At 62.7% G+C, this 15,422-nt stretch carries 14 protein-coding genes; 4 read left to right on the top strand and 10 right to left on the bottom strand.

Translation table 11 applies throughout. The features are described from left to right. Nucleotide 1: 1 nt before the first annotated feature. Genes NKI73_RS20650 through NKI73_RS20635 form a run of 4 tightly spaced genes read left to right on the top strand, consistent with a single transcriptional unit; the run spans nucleotide 2 to nucleotide 4,227 of the window. Nucleotides 2–1,504 (top strand): GMC oxidoreductase, encoded by a 1,503-nt coding sequence (locus NKI73_RS20650; protein ID WP_352632751.1) that lies wholly within the window; start codon nucleotides 2–4, stop codon nucleotides 1,502–1,504. Further along, entirely contained in the window at nucleotides 1,501–2,262 is a 762-nt protein-coding gene (locus NKI73_RS20645) for a 3-ketoacyl-ACP reductase (RefSeq protein ID WP_352632750.1), read from the top strand. The genes NKI73_RS20650 and NKI73_RS20645 overlap by 4 nt, the downstream gene beginning before the upstream one ends. A 12-nt stretch (nucleotides 2,263–2,274) precedes the next feature. Beyond that, nucleotides 2,275–3,903, top strand: coding sequence for a GMC family oxidoreductase (locus NKI73_RS20640; protein WP_352632749.1), 1,629 nt, complete (start codon nucleotides 2,275–2,277; stop codon nucleotides 3,901–3,903). A gap of 9 nt (nucleotides 3,904–3,912) precedes the next feature. Then, nucleotides 3,913–4,227 (top strand): Dabb family protein, encoded by a 315-nt coding sequence (locus NKI73_RS20635; protein WP_352632748.1) that lies wholly within the window; start codon nucleotides 3,913–3,915, stop codon nucleotides 4,225–4,227. Nucleotides 4,228–4,330: 103 nt separating this feature from the next. Here NKI73_RS20635 and NKI73_RS20630 read toward each other — a convergent pair whose 3' ends face one another. From NKI73_RS20630 to NKI73_RS20585, 10 genes are all read right to left on the bottom strand, one after another. Beyond that, nucleotides 4,331–5,176, bottom strand: coding sequence for an EamA family transporter (locus tag NKI73_RS20630; RefSeq protein WP_352632747.1), 846 nt, complete (start codon nucleotides 5,174–5,176; stop codon nucleotides 4,331–4,333). Then, on the bottom strand, nucleotides 5,173–6,075 hold the full coding sequence (locus NKI73_RS20625; RefSeq protein ID WP_352632746.1) for an endonuclease/exonuclease/phosphatase family protein: 903 nt from the start codon (nucleotides 6,073–6,075) through the stop codon (nucleotides 5,173–5,175). Before NKI73_RS20625 ends, NKI73_RS20630 begins: the two co-directional genes overlap by 4 nt. 192 nt (nucleotides 6,076–6,267) lie before the next feature. Then, nucleotides 6,268–7,818: a cation:proton antiporter gene (locus tag NKI73_RS20620; protein ID WP_352632745.1), complete on the bottom strand. Its 1,551-nt coding sequence runs from the start codon at nucleotides 7,816–7,818 to the stop codon at nucleotides 6,268–6,270. Between the two features lie 286 nt (nucleotides 7,819–8,104). Continuing rightward, nucleotides 8,105–9,169: an ABC transporter ATP-binding protein gene (locus NKI73_RS20615; protein ID WP_352632744.1), complete on the bottom strand. Its 1,065-nt coding sequence runs from the start codon at nucleotides 9,167–9,169 to the stop codon at nucleotides 8,105–8,107. An 11-nt stretch (nucleotides 9,170–9,180) separates the two neighbouring features. Next, the gene (locus tag NKI73_RS20610) at nucleotides 9,181–9,972 is read right to left on the bottom strand and encodes an ABC transporter permease (RefSeq protein ID WP_352632743.1); all 792 of its coding nucleotides are present in this window, start codon (nucleotides 9,970–9,972) and stop codon (nucleotides 9,181–9,183) included. Next, nucleotides 9,969–10,883: an ABC transporter permease gene (locus NKI73_RS20605; RefSeq protein ID WP_502905614.1), complete on the bottom strand. Its 915-nt coding sequence runs from the start codon at nucleotides 10,881–10,883 to the stop codon at nucleotides 9,969–9,971. The genes NKI73_RS20610 and NKI73_RS20605 overlap by 4 nt, the downstream gene beginning before the upstream one ends. 63 nt (nucleotides 10,884–10,946) lie before the next feature. After that, on the bottom strand, nucleotides 10,947–12,053 hold the full coding sequence (locus NKI73_RS20600) for an ABC transporter substrate-binding protein (RefSeq protein WP_352599577.1): 1,107 nt from the start codon (nucleotides 12,051–12,053) through the stop codon (nucleotides 10,947–10,949). 242 nt (nucleotides 12,054–12,295) lie between these two features. Continuing rightward, on the bottom strand, nucleotides 12,296–13,468 hold the full coding sequence (locus NKI73_RS20595) for an iron-containing alcohol dehydrogenase (RefSeq protein ID WP_352632742.1): 1,173 nt from the start codon (nucleotides 13,466–13,468) through the stop codon (nucleotides 12,296–12,298). Nucleotides 13,469–13,501: 33 nt separating this feature from the next. Then, a complete protein-coding gene (locus NKI73_RS20590) occupies nucleotides 13,502–13,990 on the bottom strand; it encodes a DUF2569 domain-containing protein (RefSeq protein ID WP_352632741.1) in 489 nt (162 codons plus the stop codon). A 41-nt stretch (nucleotides 13,991–14,031) separates the two neighbouring features. Beyond that, on the bottom strand, nucleotides 14,032–15,417 hold the full coding sequence (locus tag NKI73_RS20585) for an aldehyde dehydrogenase family protein (RefSeq protein ID WP_352632740.1): 1,386 nt from the start codon (nucleotides 15,415–15,417) through the stop codon (nucleotides 14,032–14,034). Nucleotides 15,418–15,422: the final 5 nt, after the last annotated feature.

Genomic DNA, 15,422 nt, shown 5'->3' with positions numbered 1-15,422 from the left:
CATGACAAATCCGGACATCGTCATCATCGGCTCCGGCATCGGCGGCGCAACGATCGCCTCCGGCCTTGCCGGCAGCGGCGCGAACATCCTGATGCTGGAACGCGGTGTGCCGTTGCCGGCGACGCCGCACGCGCGTGACACGCGTTCGATTTTCATCAACGGCCACTACCGGCCGAAGGAGATGTGGCGCGAAGCGGGAGGGGCTGCCTTCAATCCCGGCAACTACTACTATGTCGGCGGCAATTCAAAATTCTATGGCGCTGTGCTGATCCGCTACCGCAAGGAAGACTTTGCCGCCATGGAGCATTTCGGCGGCGTCTCGCCGGCCTGGCCGTTTTCCTATGAGGAGTTCGAGCCCTGGTATTCGAAAGCCGAACAGCTGTTTCGCGTGCGCGGTGCACTGGGCGAGGACCCGACCGAGCCGTTCCATTCGCTCCCGTATGCCTACAAGCCAGTGCCCGACGAGGCCCCCATCGCCCGCGCCCGTGCCGAGCTGAAAAGCCTCGGCCTACATCCGGCCTCGCTGCCGCTCGGCGTCGACATCGACACGTGGCTGAAAGAGGGCAAGACCGGCTGGGATGCTTTCCCCAACACCGGCCAGGGCAAGGTCGACGCTCAGACGGGACCACTGACGGCGGCACTCAACGACAGCAACATCCGGCTTGAGACCAGCTGCCATGTCGAGTACCTGGAAGCGTCGCCCGACGGCAAAAGCATCGCCACTATCCACTATCAGCAGGACGGCGAGGCGAAGAAAGTATCACCGAAGCTGGTCATCCTCTCTGCCGGCGCGGTCAATTCCGCCGTCATCCTGCTTCGCTCGCCCTCGCCAGACGGCAAAGGCGTCGCCAACCGCTCCGACCAGGTCGGCCGCAATTTCATGAACCACAATTCGAGCGCCATGCTGGCGATCGACCCGCGCCGCCGCAACGATGCCGTCTACCAGAAGACGCTGATGCTGAACGACTATTATTTGTCAGACGGCAAGGGTGGCAAGCCGCTCGGCAATGTCCAGCTTCTCGGCAAGATCGACGGCAACATGCTGAGGGCCAATGTAAAGTTCGCGCCGAAATTCGCGCTCGATTTCATGGCCGGCCACGCCGTCGACTGGTACCTGATGTGCGAAGACCTGCCCGATCCCGAAAGCCGCATCATGGTCGACGGCAAGGACATCGTCATGCAGTGGCGGCGTTCCAACATGCAGTCACTTGACGGGTTGACCAAGGTGATGCGCGAAAACTTCCGCGCTTGCGGCTATCCGATTGTTCTGTCGCGGCCTTTCGACAAGCGCACCCCTTCGCACCAGTGCGGCACGGTGAAGATGGGCGACGATCCGGCGACCGCACCGCTCGACCCCTTCTGCCGGTCCTTCGACCATCGGAACCTGTTCGTCGTCGATGCCAGTTTCCTGCCCAACTCGGCCGCCGTGAACCCGGCCCTGTCGATCGCGGCACAAGCGCTGCGCGTCGCCGATCATATCCGCAAGATGGACCTCGCCGTATGACCCGCCCGGCGGCCATCGTCACCGGCGGCGCGCGCGGCATCGGGCTTGCTTGCGCCGAGGCGCTCGCGGATGCCGGCTTCGACATCCTGGTCGCCGATCTGGCCGAACAAGCGCCGGATGGTCTTGCTACTGATATTGCCGGCCGAGGCGCGAAATTCGCTTATGTCCCTTGCGACATCGCCGATCTCGCCAGCCACACCACGCTTGTCGATGCCGCGACGCGCGCCTTCGGCCGCATCGACTGCCTGGTCAACAATGCCGGCGTCGGCGCTGCCGTGCGCGGTGACCTGCTGGACCTCAAACCGGAGAATTTCGACCGCACGCTGGGCATCAATCTGCGCGGCACCGTGTTCCTCAGCCAGGCTGTCGCCAAGGCAATGCTGGCTACACCGGGCGACCACACAAAATCGATCATCACCATCACGTCGGTCAGCGCCGAAATGGCATCACCGGAACGACCGGACTACTGCATCTCCAAGGCCGGGCTTTCGATGTGGGTGAAGAACCTGGCGCTTCGGCTTGCGCCCGAAAACATCGGCGTGTTCGAGGTGCGGCCCGGCATCATCCGCACCGACATGACATCCGGCGTGACCGCCAAATACGACGCGCTCATCGATAGCGGGCTGGTGCCGGCCAAGCGCTGGGGCGAAGCCTCAGACATCGGCGCAGTGGTGGCGGCGCTCGCCGGCGGCAGATTCGGCTTTTCGACCGGCTCGATCATCAATGTCGACGGCGCGCTCTCCGTGCCGCGGCTGTAAGTGGACAGTGTCATGACCGATTACATCATCGTGGGCGCCGGTCCGGCCGGCTGTGTTCTGGCCAACCGATTGAGCGAGGATCCGGCAAATTCGGTCCTGCTGCTGGAGGCCGGCGGCAAGGACTGGCATCCCTATATCCACATGCCGGCGGGCTTTGCCAAGATGACCAAGGGCATTGCCTCCTGGGGCTGGTCGACGGTGCCGCAGAGGCACATGAAGGATCGCGTCTTCTGGTACACGCAGGCCAAGGTCGTCGGCGGCGGCTCGTCCATCAACGCCCAGATCTACACGCGCGGCAACGCCCGCGACTATGATACTTGGGAGAAGGAAGAGGGTCTCGCCGGCTGGGGCTATCGCGATGTGCTGCCTTACTTCAAACGCGCCGAGAACAACCAGCGCTACGCCAACGACTTTCACGGCGACCAAGGCCCGCTCGGCGTGTCGAACCCGATTTCGCCGCTGCCGATCTGCGAGGCCTATTTCCGTGCCGGCCAGGAGATGGGCATCCCCTTCAATCCGGATTTCAACGGCGCCAGCCAGGAAGGGGTCGGCTATTACCAGTTGACTCAGAAGGATGCCCGCCGCTCCTCCGCTTCTGTCGCCTATCTCAGACCGATCCGCTCCCGCAAGAACCTGACCGTCAGGACCGAGGTGCTGGTGACCCGCATCGTCGTCGAGAAGGGCCGTGCTATAGGCGTCGAAATCGTCGACAAGCCAGGCGGCGAGAAGGAAATCCTGCGCGCCGAGCGCGAGGTGATCGTCTCGTCCGGCGCCATAGGCTCGCCGAAACTCTTGATGCAGTCGGGCATCGGTCCGGCCGATCATCTGAAATCGGTCGGCGTGACGCCGGTTCATGATTTGCCCGGCGTCGGCTCCAACATGCAGGACCATCTCGATTTGTTCGTCATCGCCGAATGCACCGGCGACCACACCTACGACAACTACGCCAAGCTGCACCGCACGGCCTGGGCCGGCCTGCAATACCTGCTGCTGAAGAAGGGGCCGGTGGCCTCCAGCCTGTTCGAGACCGGCGGCTTCTGGTACGCCGACCCGACTGCCGCGTCGCCCGATATTCAGTTCCATCTCGGTTTGGGCTCCGGCATCGAGGCCGGCGTCGAGAAGCTGAAAAATCCGGGCGTCACTTTGAACTCGGCCTTCCTGCGCCCGCGCTCGCGCGGCACGGTGCGGCTGAAGAGTGCAGATCCCGCCGACCACCCGCTGATCGATCCGAACTACTGGTCCGATCCCTATGACCGCGCCATGTCGATCAAGGGGCTGAGACTGGCGCGTGAGATCATGCGACAGAAGGCGCTCGCCCCCTATGTGATGCGCGAAGTGCTCCCCGGCCCGTCTCTCGCCAGCGACGACGAGCTGTTCGATTATGCCTGCCGCAGTTCCAAGACCGACCATCATCCCGTCGGCACCTGCCGCATGGGCCATGACGAGATGGCTGTGGTGACACCGGATCTGCGGCTGCGCGGCATCGAAGGCCTGCGCGTCTGCGACGCCTCGGTGATGCCGCGTGTGCCCTCCTCCAACACCAACGCGCCGACCATCATGGTCGGCGAAAAGGGCGCCGACCTGATCCTCGGCCGCGAGCCGCTGCCGCCGGCCGTGTTTTCTGGAAATCGAGCGGCTTAGGGACAAAAAATGATCAGGCACTGTGTGTTCGCTAGATTCCGCAACGATGTTCCCGTCGCCGAGCGCATGGCGATCCATGCCGACCTCGAGGCGCTGCGACAGGTTATCGACGGCATGGACGCGGTAAATTTCAGCGCCAATGTCAGCCCGGAGCCGTTCGTGCGCGGCTTCACCGACGGCTTCACCATCGATTTCCGCGATGCGGCCGCGCGCGATGCCTATCTGGTGCATGAGGCGCATCAGCGCGCCGGCGCAAGACTGGTCGCGGCGCTCGAAGGCGGCACCGACGGACTGATGGTCTTCGACCTGAGGATTGCTCCTTAGGACAAGATGCTCACGTTCAATCGAAAAATTGGGGCACATTTGTAGATGTGCTTGGTTTCGTCGCCCCATTGGTGAAATGGGTGATCGCGAGACGACACCTGGACTAACCGAGCCTGAGCGCAACGACACCGGCGACGATGCTCAGCGCGGCGGCACCGCGCCAGCCTGTCATCTTCTCGCCGAGCGCGAACACCGAGATCATCATGGCGAACAGGATCGAGGTTTCGCGCAGCGACGCCACCGAGGCGATCGGCGCCTTGGTCATCGCCCACATCACGATCCAGTAGGCCGCACCGCTGAGCACTCCGGTGAACAGCCCTGCCTTCCAGTCGCGCGCCAGCACCGGCAGCGCCTTCGGCCCACGGAAGATGAGGCATAGCACCAAGGCGCCAAAAGCATCGCAGATGAACAGCCAGGCGGCATAGCTCTGCGCCGTGGCGGCCAGCCTCGCGCCGCTGCCGTCCGACAGTGTGTAGCTGGCAATGAAGATCGAGGTGGCCAGCGCAAAGCCGACCGCGCGCAAGTTGAGCCTCTCCAGATGCGCGCCGCCGCGAAACGACATCACCAGCGTGCCGGCCGACAACAGAAAGATACCCAGAATGGCAAGCGGGGCCGGAACCTCGGCGACGACGAACATGCCGCCAAGCGCCGCCAGCAGCGGTGCGGTGCCGCGCGCCAACGGATAAGTCTGGGCGAAGTCGCCGGCCTTGTAGGCGCCGATCAGGAAAGTCCGGTAGCCCATGTGGAAAAACACGGAGGCGACGATGTAGGGCCACACTTGCGCCTTCGGCATTTCGACGAAGGGCAGCACCAGGAGGGCCGCGGCGCCCATACCGAGGGTCATCAGCGTGATCGACAGGAAGCGGTCGAGATGGACCTTGACCAGCGCGTTCCAGATCGCATGCATGGCGGCGGCCGCAAGCACTGCGAAGAAGACGAAAAGTGTCATGGGGCGATGCCGGGTGTTTCCAGGTCGATGTCGATCCGGAGCGGGAAATGATCCGACGCAACTTCGCCGATGTCGGCGCCAACCGAGCGCACGCGCCCGGTAAACATGCCGCCGACGAAACAATGGTCGAGCCGCCGCTTTGCCACCCTGCCGTCGATCGTCTTTACATGGGTGTGGAAATCCTGAGCCGGCTCGCCGGCCACGGCAGCGGCATCGACGAAACCGTCAAGGTAAGCGGCCCCGCGATGGTAGGGCGTGCTGCCGACGATGCGGCGATATTCGGCACTGTCCGGCTCCATGTTGAAATCGCCCATCCAGATCGCCGCCAGTGGATTTTCTGGCTCAGCTTCGCCGCTAGTCCAATTGCGTACGGGCTCGTCGTCGACGCCGCTCCACGGCCCGCCAGCCGACGGTGCCAGCCGGTGCTCGGCCATGAGATAGTCGATCTGCTCCAAGCGCTCCTCGACCGCGATGTGGGCGAGATGCAGCGATAACACCCGCACCGGGCCCGCTGGCGTGCGGATCATGCACTCGAGTGCCGCATTGCGCGTGTTGAGCGGCCGCAGCGTACGGCGCATCGGCAGCGCATGCAGTCGCGACCAGACGATCGGCAGCTTCGACAGCACCATGGTGCCGAACTGCCGGCGCCGGTTGACCAGACGGCCGTCGCGCCGCTCGCTGGCATCCATGTCGAAAGCTGGGCCGTAAACCCAGTGATAGTCCGGCAGCAGGCGCGAAAGCAGTTCCGGCTGGTCGTCGAAATTGCTGCGCTGCCAGTGCCGCTCGACCTCCTGCAAGGCGATGATGTCGGCACCGGCAACGAGGCGCGCTGCGCGCGAAAGATCGTAGCGCCCGTCGCCGCCGAACCCGTACTGGATGTTGTAGCTGACCAGCTTCATTGCTTATCCGGCTCAATGTTGAATGGCAGTAGCGGTTCGGCAGATTGGTTGCAATGTGCCGGGCGAGCGACGGGGCTGGGCCAGCGGCCAAAGTATGATCTCGAAAAGTGGAACCCGATTTTTCGGAATAGATCATGCTCAAACAGGAATCAGAGCCTGCTTCATCTTGATTCCATCGGGATGGAGCAGGCTCTATGTCGTCAGCGGCTGGAACCGGCCGGGTGGCGACGCCGCCAGTTCGGTCCAATCGATCTCTTCCTCGAGGCGGTGATAGGCTTCGTCACCGATCGTGCCGTTGCGGCGCAGTTCCTCCAGCACGTCGCGCTGGCTCTTGATGGCATAGAGGCGCAAGCGGTCATATTCGGTGGCCGCCTGGGCATCGTCAGGATTTTTGGCGATCTTGCGTTGAGCGGCATATTGCTCGCGCACCGCAGCCGCCGCGTCCGATGTCTTGCCGCTCAATATGTCGAGGGCGGCCTGCATCACCACAACGCGTGCCTGCGCAACCTCGCGATCAACGGTTTCGTCCGGGTCGAGGTTCAGCAGGCGCAGCAGCGGCTTCAGGCTCATGCCTTGCAACACCAGCGTGCCGAGCACGACCGTGAAGGCAGCGAGCACGATCGGGTCGCGGGCGGGGAACTCAGCCGGCAAGGCGAATGCCGCCGCAAGCGTCACCAGACCGCGCATCCCGCACCAGCCGATGAGCATGCCGCCGCGAAGCGATGGCGCGTCCCGCTGACGATCCGCGCTGCCGAAACGGGCAAACCACCTGATGATCGCGCCGCAGCCCAGCACCCAGATCAGACGTGAAACGATGACGATGGCAAGCACGATACCGGCCAGGACGAACGCATCGGTCTGCCCCGCGCCGGCAAGCCTGCCAACAATCGTGCGCGCCTGCAGGCCCATCAGCACGAAAGCCAATACATTGAGGACAAAGACTGCCGTTTCCCAAACTGAATAGGAGCTGATGCGGTTTCTGGCCGGCATGCGGCGCGGCGCGGTGCGGGCGATGGTCATGGCATAGACCACGATGGTGATGATGGCGGAAAGGCCCAGCCTGTCGGCCAGGATCCAGACCCCGAATGTGCCGGCAAACTGCACCACCGTGCCACTCGCCGGGTCCTCGATGCGGCCCAGCGTCATCAGAGACAGTCGGCCAAGCAGATAGCCGGCCGCCAGGCTGCCAAGGGTGGACAGCAGGATCATCGGAACGGCGCTGCTCAACAGAATCGAGCCTGCTGCCGCCGAAACCGCAATCCGGTAAATTAGCAGCGCCGTGGCATCGTTGAGCAGGCTCTCGCCCTGCAGGATGGCGGTGATGCGGTGCGGCACCTTGAACTGGCCAAGCACAGCCGAAGCCGCAACCGCATCGGGTGGCGCCACGATGGCGCCAAGAGCGATGGCCGCCGCGATCGGCAGGCCTGCCATCGTCCAGCCGACCAGAGCCACGGTCGCCGTGGTGAAAAGGACGGCACCGAGCGCCAGCAACGCAAGCGGCACCCTGTAGCGGTTGAGATCGCGCAAAGACGTGTCATAGGCGGCATCGAGCAACACCGGCGCGATAAACAGGGCAAGCGCCAGTTCCGGATCGATCTCGATCATTGGCGCACCTGGCACGAAGGCGATGCCCACCCCGGCCAAAGCCAGCAGGGACGGATAAGGAATCTCCAGCCGTCGCGACAGCGCCGTCAGTGCGACGGCGATCAAAAGCAGGACAAGCGTGAGTTCGAAAAGAGCCATGGCTTGTTATATCCGTGAAGCGGAATTGGCGGCAGTGGCAAAGCGGCCAAGCGCAGGATGTTCGATCGGCGAGCCGGCCGGCCTTCAGGCGAGTCGCAGCTATGGATAGCGCGCCGGCTCGAGAACATTCTATTTGGACGGATCCAGGATGTGTCGAGGTTGAGGTCACACCGGATCGAAAATGATGGTTCCTGGAACCGGAGCGTAATTAATTTGGGATAGGTGAGGCACCGGGAGCGCAGGAAACCTGCATTTGCGGCCGGCCTCACCTGAATATCGGCACGGCCTAGTGCAGCACCAGCATGTCGCTCGACGAGAACGAGATCTCGGCCTTTTCACCGACCGCGGGGGGCGGCGTTGCCGGGCTGTTGAACGTGTCGAGCGAGACTGTGCTGCCGCCGATGCCGACGCGAACCCGGATGACGGAGCCGAGGAAATGCACCTCGGAGATTTCGCCGGAAAGGCTGGAGTCGCGGCCGGGCTGACGGCCGAGCGAAATCGCTTCCGGGCGGAGCGCCAGCGACAGCGTGTCACCGGATTTGGAACCGTTGAGCTTGCCCTTGAGCGAGACCTCTTCGCTGTTGACCCGCACCGTGCCTGCCGAGGCATCGGTGACGGTGCCTTCCAGCACGTTCAGCGTGCCGACGAAGTTGGCGACGAACTTGGTTGCCGGGCGGTTGTAGATCTCGAACGGCGTGCCGACCTGCTCGGCCTTGCCGCCATGCATGACGGCGATGCGGTCCGAGATCGACAACGCCTCTTCCTGGTCGTGCGTCACGAAGATGGTGGTGATGCCGAGCTTCTTCTGGATCGAGCGGATTTCCTCGCGCAGCGACACACGCACCTTGGCATCGAGCGCCGACAGCGGCTCGTCGAGCAGCAGCAGCTTCGGCTTCGGCGCGATGGCGCGAGCCAGCGCGATGCGCTGCTGCTGGCCACCCGAGAGCTGGTAGGGATAGCGATCCGCCATCTGCGGCAGCTTGATGATGTCGAGCATCTCGGCGACACGGGCATCGATGTCAGCCCTAGGCATGCCCGCGACCTTGAGGCCGAAGCCGATATTCTGCGCCACGGTCAGGTTCGGAAACAGCGCATAGGCCTGAAACACCATGCCGACATTGCGCTGGTTGGGCTTCAGCCTCGTAATGTCCTTGCCACCGACGACGATCTTGCCGGCGCTCGGCTCCTCGAAGCCCGCGACCATCCGCAGCACCGTGGTCTTGCCGCAGCCGGACGGGCCGAGGAAAGAGACGAATTCGCCGCGTTCGACGTCGAGATTGAAATCCTCCACCACGGTGGTGGCGCCGAAGGATTTTCGAACGTGCTGGATGGACAGGAACGGGTCGGCCATGGCTTTGACTTTCAGTTCGGACGGCTCGCCGATCTCGGCGCGAAGCGGGACAGGATTTGGATCAGCGACATGCAGCCCCAGGTAATGGCGAAGGCGATAATGGCGAGCGCTGCCGGCTCATAAGCGCGATTGGCGCCGATATTCTGCAGATAGGGGCCGAAAGCCGGCCGATTGAGCAGGCTCGCCATGGTGAACTCGCCAATGACGATGGCGAAGGTCAGGAAGGCGCCCGAGAGCACCGCGATCAGCACATTGGGCAGGATGACGCGGGTGATGATCGTCCCCCAACCGGCACCAAGGATCTGTGCCGCTTCCGTGAGGGTACGCACGTCGATGGTGCGAAGCCCTGTGTCGACGGCGCGATACATATAAGGCAACGCCAGTGTCGCATAGCCGATGACCAGCAAGGCATTGGTGCCTGTATCGGTCGCCAGGAACGGCAGCGGCGAATTCGACCCGTACATTCTGATGTAGCCGAAGACGATGACGATGGCCGGGATGACCAGCGGCAGCAGCGTGATGAACTCGACGATCGGCCGCAATTGCGGCAGGCGCAGCCGGATCCAGTATGCAGCCGGCACCACGATGAGCACGCCGAGAATGATGGTAAAGACGGCGGCGAGCACCGAATAGCCGAAGGTCGCCTGGAAGCGGGCATCGCCGAGCACGACCTTGTAGGCGTCGAAGGAGTACTCGCCACGCCGCATGCGCATGGAGAACTCCACCGTCGCGATCAGCGGAATGAAGAAATAGGCCGCGCCCAGCGCGAAGACGACCCAGGCCCAGAACCTGCCAGCCTTCATTTGAGCCACCTCTCGGAACGGGTGCGGAACCAGATGTAGAAAACATTGGCAAGACCGGTGATGACGATCATGCCGAAGGCTATGGCGTAGCCGAGATGGGCATTGTGCAGCACATCTCCACGGATCTGGGCATAGAGCAGGATCGGCACGATGTTGAGCGACGAGCCGGTCAATGCATAGGCGGTGGCGATAGCGCCGAAGGCATTGGCGAACAACAGGATCACGGTGCCGAGGAAACTCGGCCAGATCACCGGAATGACCACCATGCGCCAGTACTGCGACATGGTCGCGCCCAGCGTCGCGGCGGCCTCGCCCCATTCCTTTTTCAGCCCGTCGATGGCTGGCACGATGATGACCACCATCAGCGGTATCTGGAAATAGACATAGGTCAGCGTCAGGCCCCAGAATGACAGGATGTTGAAGCCATGCGCGTAGATGTTGAGGCCGAACAGGGTGTTCAGGATCACCGTCGCAAGGCCGAGCCGGCCGAGCGTGGCGAGGAAGGCGAAGGCCAGCGGCACGCCGGCAAAATTGGAGGCCACGCCGGAAAACGTCAGTGTCGCCGAGCGTATCCAGTCCGGCAGGCCGCCGCGCACAATGGCGATGGCGATGGCGAGACCTGCGAAGGCGCCAATCAGCGATGAAGCAAGACTGACCTTGATCGAAATCCAGTAAGCGGCAACGATCGACGGTTGCGCCAGCGCCGCGATGTTTTCGAGGGTGAATTCGCCGGCATCGTTCTGGAATGCGCCCAGCATCAGATAGAGCGTGGGCAGGATCAGGAACATGATGGCAAAGATGAAGAACGGCGCGACGCCAAGCCATTGCGTGGGCAGCCGCATGCTGCGTGCTTCGGCGGGAGGCGCAGTCTTGCCGGTAACAGCGTGGTCGGACATTGAGATATCGGTCATGCGCCGGCTACCGTCTTCGAGAGAAAGACCGGGCGACCCAGAGGCCGCCCGGCATGGCGTAACTTACTTGACGTTGGCGCCGACAACGGCATCCCAGTTCTTGGTGATGGCTTCCTTCGCCTTGCCCTGCTCGTCGAGCGTCGGGAACGCCGCGGCCGCATAGGACTCAGCCGGCGGCAGCTTGGCCAGCACGTCCGCCGGGATCTTGTTGTTCTTGGCAAGATCGTTGAAGCGGATCGGGTGGCAATAGCCCTTCAGCCAAGCGATCTGGCCTTCGTCGGAATAGAGGTATTCCAGCCAGAGCTTGGCTGCGTTCGGGTGCGGCGCGTAGGCGCTGATCGCCTGCACGTAGACGCCAGCGACGACACCGGTCTTCGGCACGACGACGTCGACGGGCGGGTTGCCCTTCAGCGTGTCGCGGCCGGCGAGCGCGTTGTAGTCCCAGGTGACGAGGATCGGAGTCTGACCCTGCGCGAGCGTGGCGGCCTTGCCGATGACCGGCACGAAATTACCGGCGGCATTGAGCTTCTTGAAGAAATCGAGGCCGGCGGTGCCAGCAGCTTCACCAGCGGCGGCACCCGACGACAGGCCAGCGGCATAAACCGCCTGGATGGCCTGATTCGACGCGCGCGGATCACCGGCCAAAGCGACCGAGTTGGCGAATTCCGGCTTCAGCAGGTCGGCCCAGTCCTTCGGCGATTCCTTGACCAGATCCTTGTTCACCTGGAAGGACAGCACGCCGTAATAGTCGCCGGTCCAGAACCCTTCGGCGTCCTTGGCGCTCTCTGGGATCGAGTCCCAAGTCGACACCTTGTAAGCCTGGATCAGGCCATCCTTCTTGGCCGACGGGCCGAACGACAAGCCGACGTCGATGACGTCGGGCGCCTGCGGGCCCTTGTTGTCCTTGTTGGCCTTGATCGCCTCGACCTCGTCACCGGAACCGGCATCGGGGTTGAGTTCGTTGACGGTGATTTCCGGATACTTCGCCTTGAAACCGGCGATGACGTCGCCGTAACCGCACCAGTCATGCGGCAGCGCGATGGTGGTAAGCTGGCCTTCGGCCTTGGCGGCCTTGACGAGATCGTCCATCGAATCCGCGGACGAAATCACCGTCGACGCGAAAAGCGCCGCGGCCGAAAGGGAAAGCACTTTCCCCGTGAATTTGAACATGTGTTCTCTCCGTTGAACTGACGCCGTTGGACGCCTGCGATGCGGTATCGTTTTCATGTGACAGCCAGATGAAAGCTTTATGAAACCGGCTGCTCGCAGTGCGAAAAAGTAAACTCTTTTTAACCGGCTGTAGCAATCGCTTCGCGATTCTTTTTCCGGCTAACTAATTTCTGCCTTGCCCGTCATCCTCCCCCTTGTTTTTGTAGCCCCTTTTCAAATCAATTTGCGATGCGGAAAACGCCTCAGACCGTGCCGGCGATGGCGTTTTCGAGCAAGGTCAGCGCCGCCTTCTTGGTCAGCTTGACCGGGTTGCCGCCGGCGGTCGGATCGACCACCGCCATGTCGGCGATCAGCCCCTTGCGCTTCTTGTCCATGTCGAGCCCCTTGATCAGGCCCGGCAGCGCGTGCGGCACCTTCAATTCCTTGCGCAGCTTGATGATCGCCTTGGCGAAGCCGTCGAAGCCGCCCTTGATGCCACAATAAGCGGCGAGCCGGCCAATACGCTCCTCGATGGAGTCACGATTGAAGGCCAGCACATAGGGCATGAACACCGCATTGGTCATCCCGTGATGGGTATCGTAGAGCGCGCCGATCGGATGCGACAGCGAATGGATGGCGCCGAGCCCCTTCTGGAAGGCGGTGGCGCCCATCGCGGCGGCGCTCATCATATGGGCGCGCGCGACGAGATCCTTGCCGTTGGCAAAAGCCTTCGGCAGGTTTTCGAAAACCAGCCTGACGCCTTCGACGGCGATGCCGTCGGCCATCGGATGATAGCCCGGCGCGCAATAAGCTTCGAGGCAGTGGGCAAGCGCGTCCATCCCAGTGCCGGCGGTGATGAAGCCGGGCATGCCGACCGACAGTTCCGGATCGGCGATGACGATTGCCGGCAAAAGTTTCGGATGGAAGATGACCTTCTTGGTGTGCGTCGCTTCATTGGTGATGACGCCGGCGCGGCCGACCTCCGATCCGGTGCCGGCGGTGGTCGGCACGGCGATGATCGGCGCGATGGCATCCGAATTGGCGCGCGTCCACCAGTCGTCGACATCCTCGAAGTCCCACACCGGCCTAGTCTGCCCGGCCTGGAAGGCAATCAGCTTGCCGAGATCGAGCGCCGAGCCGCCGCCGAAGGCGATGACGCCGTCATGCTTGCCCTTCTTGAACACGGCGATGCCGGCGGTCAGATTGGATTCGACCGGGTTCGGCCTGACCTCCGAGAAGACGCCATAGGGAACCTTGGCGTCGTCAAGGATCTTCAGCGTCGAGGCGACGACCGGCAGTTTCGCCAGGCCTGGATCGGTGACGAACAGCGGCCGCTTGATGCCGGTGGCCGCCAGCACCTCAGGCAATTCCTTGATGCGCCCCGCGCCGAAGCGGACGGTGGTGGGGTAGTTCCATTTGGAGATCAGCCTGGACATTTTTTCTCGATTTCAGGACATTGTGGGTGGTGGCTATTGGGTGAAAGTGTTCTGAACCCGCCGGGACTTCTGCATGTATAGAATCCAGATTACGGAATAGACGATCGAGTGTTGAATATTCTTTGCCGCCTCTCCATCGAACAAAGCCACGCCTTGCGCCTCAAAGATATCGCCAAGAAGGATGCTCCCGGCGGCAAGATCGGTCAGGATAGAGACGGGACTGACGGCGGCCCAGACGATGTAAAGGTGTGGAAAGGCCCGCCTCTTGCCAATCAGCAAAACGAGCAAGCCCAGCGGGCAGGCGACCGCGATCGCCAGATATCCGAAAATCTCCGTTACGACGAAGACCTGCTGCGCACCGGTTAGTAGGCTAAAATACTCGGACAGGCCGATATGGTGCTCGAAAACAACCAGACCAGCCAGAGGCATGAAAATGAGGCCAAGCATCGGCATGACGAGGTAGCCGCCAATACCCTCTGGCCCCTGACGGGCCAATGGTGCGGACGGCTGTATCTCAGACATTTCTCCTCCTTGAGTGGTCCAATACTCGGTACTCAGGCAGCTCAGATGGCTTCGCGCAGATGGAAAGATTTCGGCCTGGTCAGATTGTCGTAGCCGATGGCCGACAGCCCAGCACCCTTGCCGGTGTCCTTGACGCCGGTCCAGACCAGTGCCGGATCGAGGTAGTCGCAGCGGTTCATGAACACCGTGCCGGTCTCGACGCGGTCGCCGATCGCCACCGCATGCTCGGTATCACGTGTCCAGATCGAAGCGGTCAGTCCGTAGGGGCTGTCGTTCATCAACGCGATCGCCTCTTCGTCATTGCGCACCTTCATGATGCCGACGATCGGCCCAAAACTCTCCTCGCGCATGACGCTCATCTGATGATCGACATTGGTCAGCACTTCCGGCGCCAGATAGGGCGAACCGGCCTTGTCGTTCGTCACCTTCATGTTGATGTGCGCCGCCGCGCCTTTGCGCAATGCCTCGGCCTTCTGTTCGCGGATCAGGTCGGCGAAGCGCGCCTGCGCCATCGGCCCCATCGTCGTCGCCTGGTCGAGCGGATTGCCGACGACATAGTTCTTCGTCTCGGCGATGAAGCCTTCGACGAATTCGTCATAGACCTTTTCGTGCACATAGACGCGTTCGATGCCGCAGCAGCACTGTCCGGAATTGTAGAAGGCGCCGTCGACCAGATTGGCGACCGCATGGTCCATCTTGGCGTCGGGCAGCACATAGGCCGGATCCTTGCCGCCAAGCTCCAGGCCGAGCGTCATGAAGGTGCCCGCCGCCGCTCTTTCGATGGCGCGGCCGCCGGCGACCGAACCGGTGAAATTGACATGGTCGATCTTGCCCGAGCCGAGCAGCTTCTCGGTCTGGGCGTGGTTGAGCACGATATTCTGGAACACACCCTTCGGCAGACCGGCCCTGTCGAAGGCCTGCTGAAAGCGCTCGCCAACCAGCAGCGTCTGCGCCGCATGCTTGAGGATGACGGTGTTGCCGGCCATCAGCGCCGGCACGATGGTGTTGACGGCGGTGAGGTAAGGATAATTCCACGGCGCGATCACCATGACCACGCCGAGCGGATCCTTCTTCACATAGCGGCGGAAGCCATCCTTCGGGTTGGAGGCCGGCACCGACTTGAGCGCCGCCTCGGCGATCTCGACCATGTAGTTGGTGCGTTCCTTGACGCCGCCGAACTCGCCGCCATAGCGAACAGGCCGCCCCATCTGCCAGGCAATCTCCGGCACGATCTCGTCGGTCATCGCGACCAGCGCTTCCAGCATCGCCAGCATGTACTTGCCGCGCTCGACGATCGGCGTCTCAGCCCACTTCTCCTGCGCCGCTTTGGCGCGCTCGACCGCGGCGTTGATCGCCTGGTCCGTTGCCACGGGCCTCTCGGCATAGATCGAGCCATCGACGGGGGATATGAGTTTCACGGTTTCCAATTAAA

The sequence above is a fragment of the Mesorhizobium sp. M0496 genome (genome assembly GCF_040321205.1).
In the GTDB taxonomy this organism is placed as follows: Bacteria; Pseudomonadota; Alphaproteobacteria; order Rhizobiales; family Rhizobiaceae; genus Mesorhizobium.
This window is presented reverse-complemented; position numbering and strand designations above follow the sequence as displayed.

Bases quoted from the DNA above. Each gene is read 5' to 3' on its own strand.
- NKI73_RS20590 (WP_352632741.1), bottom strand. From the start codon at position 13,990: ATGTCTGAGATACAGCCGTCCGCACCATTGGCCCGTCAGGGGCCAGAG.
- NKI73_RS20650 (WP_352632751.1), top strand. From the start codon at position 2: ATGACAAATCCGGACATCGTCATCATCGGCTCCGGCATCGGCGGCGCA.
- NKI73_RS20605 (WP_502905614.1), bottom strand. From the start codon at position 10,883: ATGACCGATATCTCAATGTCCGACCACGCTGTTACCGGCAAGACTGCG.
- NKI73_RS20640 (WP_352632749.1), top strand. From the start codon at position 2,275: ATGACCGATTACATCATCGTGGGCGCCGGTCCGGCCGGCTGTGTTCTG.
- NKI73_RS20630 (WP_352632747.1), bottom strand. From the start codon at position 5,176: ATGACACTTTTCGTCTTCTTCGCAGTGCTTGCGGCCGCCGCCATGCAT.
- NKI73_RS20595 (WP_352632742.1), bottom strand. From the start codon at position 13,468: ATGTCCAGGCTGATCTCCAAATGGAACTACCCCACCACCGTCCGCTTC.
- NKI73_RS20615 (WP_352632744.1), bottom strand. From the start codon at position 9,169: ATGGCCGACCCGTTCCTGTCCATCCAGCACGTTCGAAAATCCTTCGGC.
- NKI73_RS20635 (WP_352632748.1), top strand. From the start codon at position 3,913: ATGATCAGGCACTGTGTGTTCGCTAGATTCCGCAACGATGTTCCCGTC.
- NKI73_RS20625 (WP_352632746.1), bottom strand. From the start codon at position 6,075: ATGAAGCTGGTCAGCTACAACATCCAGTACGGGTTCGGCGGCGACGGG.
- NKI73_RS20645 (WP_352632750.1), top strand. From the start codon at position 1,501: ATGACCCGCCCGGCGGCCATCGTCACCGGCGGCGCGCGCGGCATCGGG.
- NKI73_RS20610 (WP_352632743.1), bottom strand. From the start codon at position 9,972: ATGAAGGCTGGCAGGTTCTGGGCCTGGGTCGTCTTCGCGCTGGGCGCG.
- NKI73_RS20620 (WP_352632745.1), bottom strand. From the start codon at position 7,818: ATGGCTCTTTTCGAACTCACGCTTGTCCTGCTTTTGATCGCCGTCGCA.
- NKI73_RS20600 (WP_352599577.1), bottom strand. From the start codon at position 12,053: ATGTTCAAATTCACGGGGAAAGTGCTTTCCCTTTCGGCCGCGGCGCTT.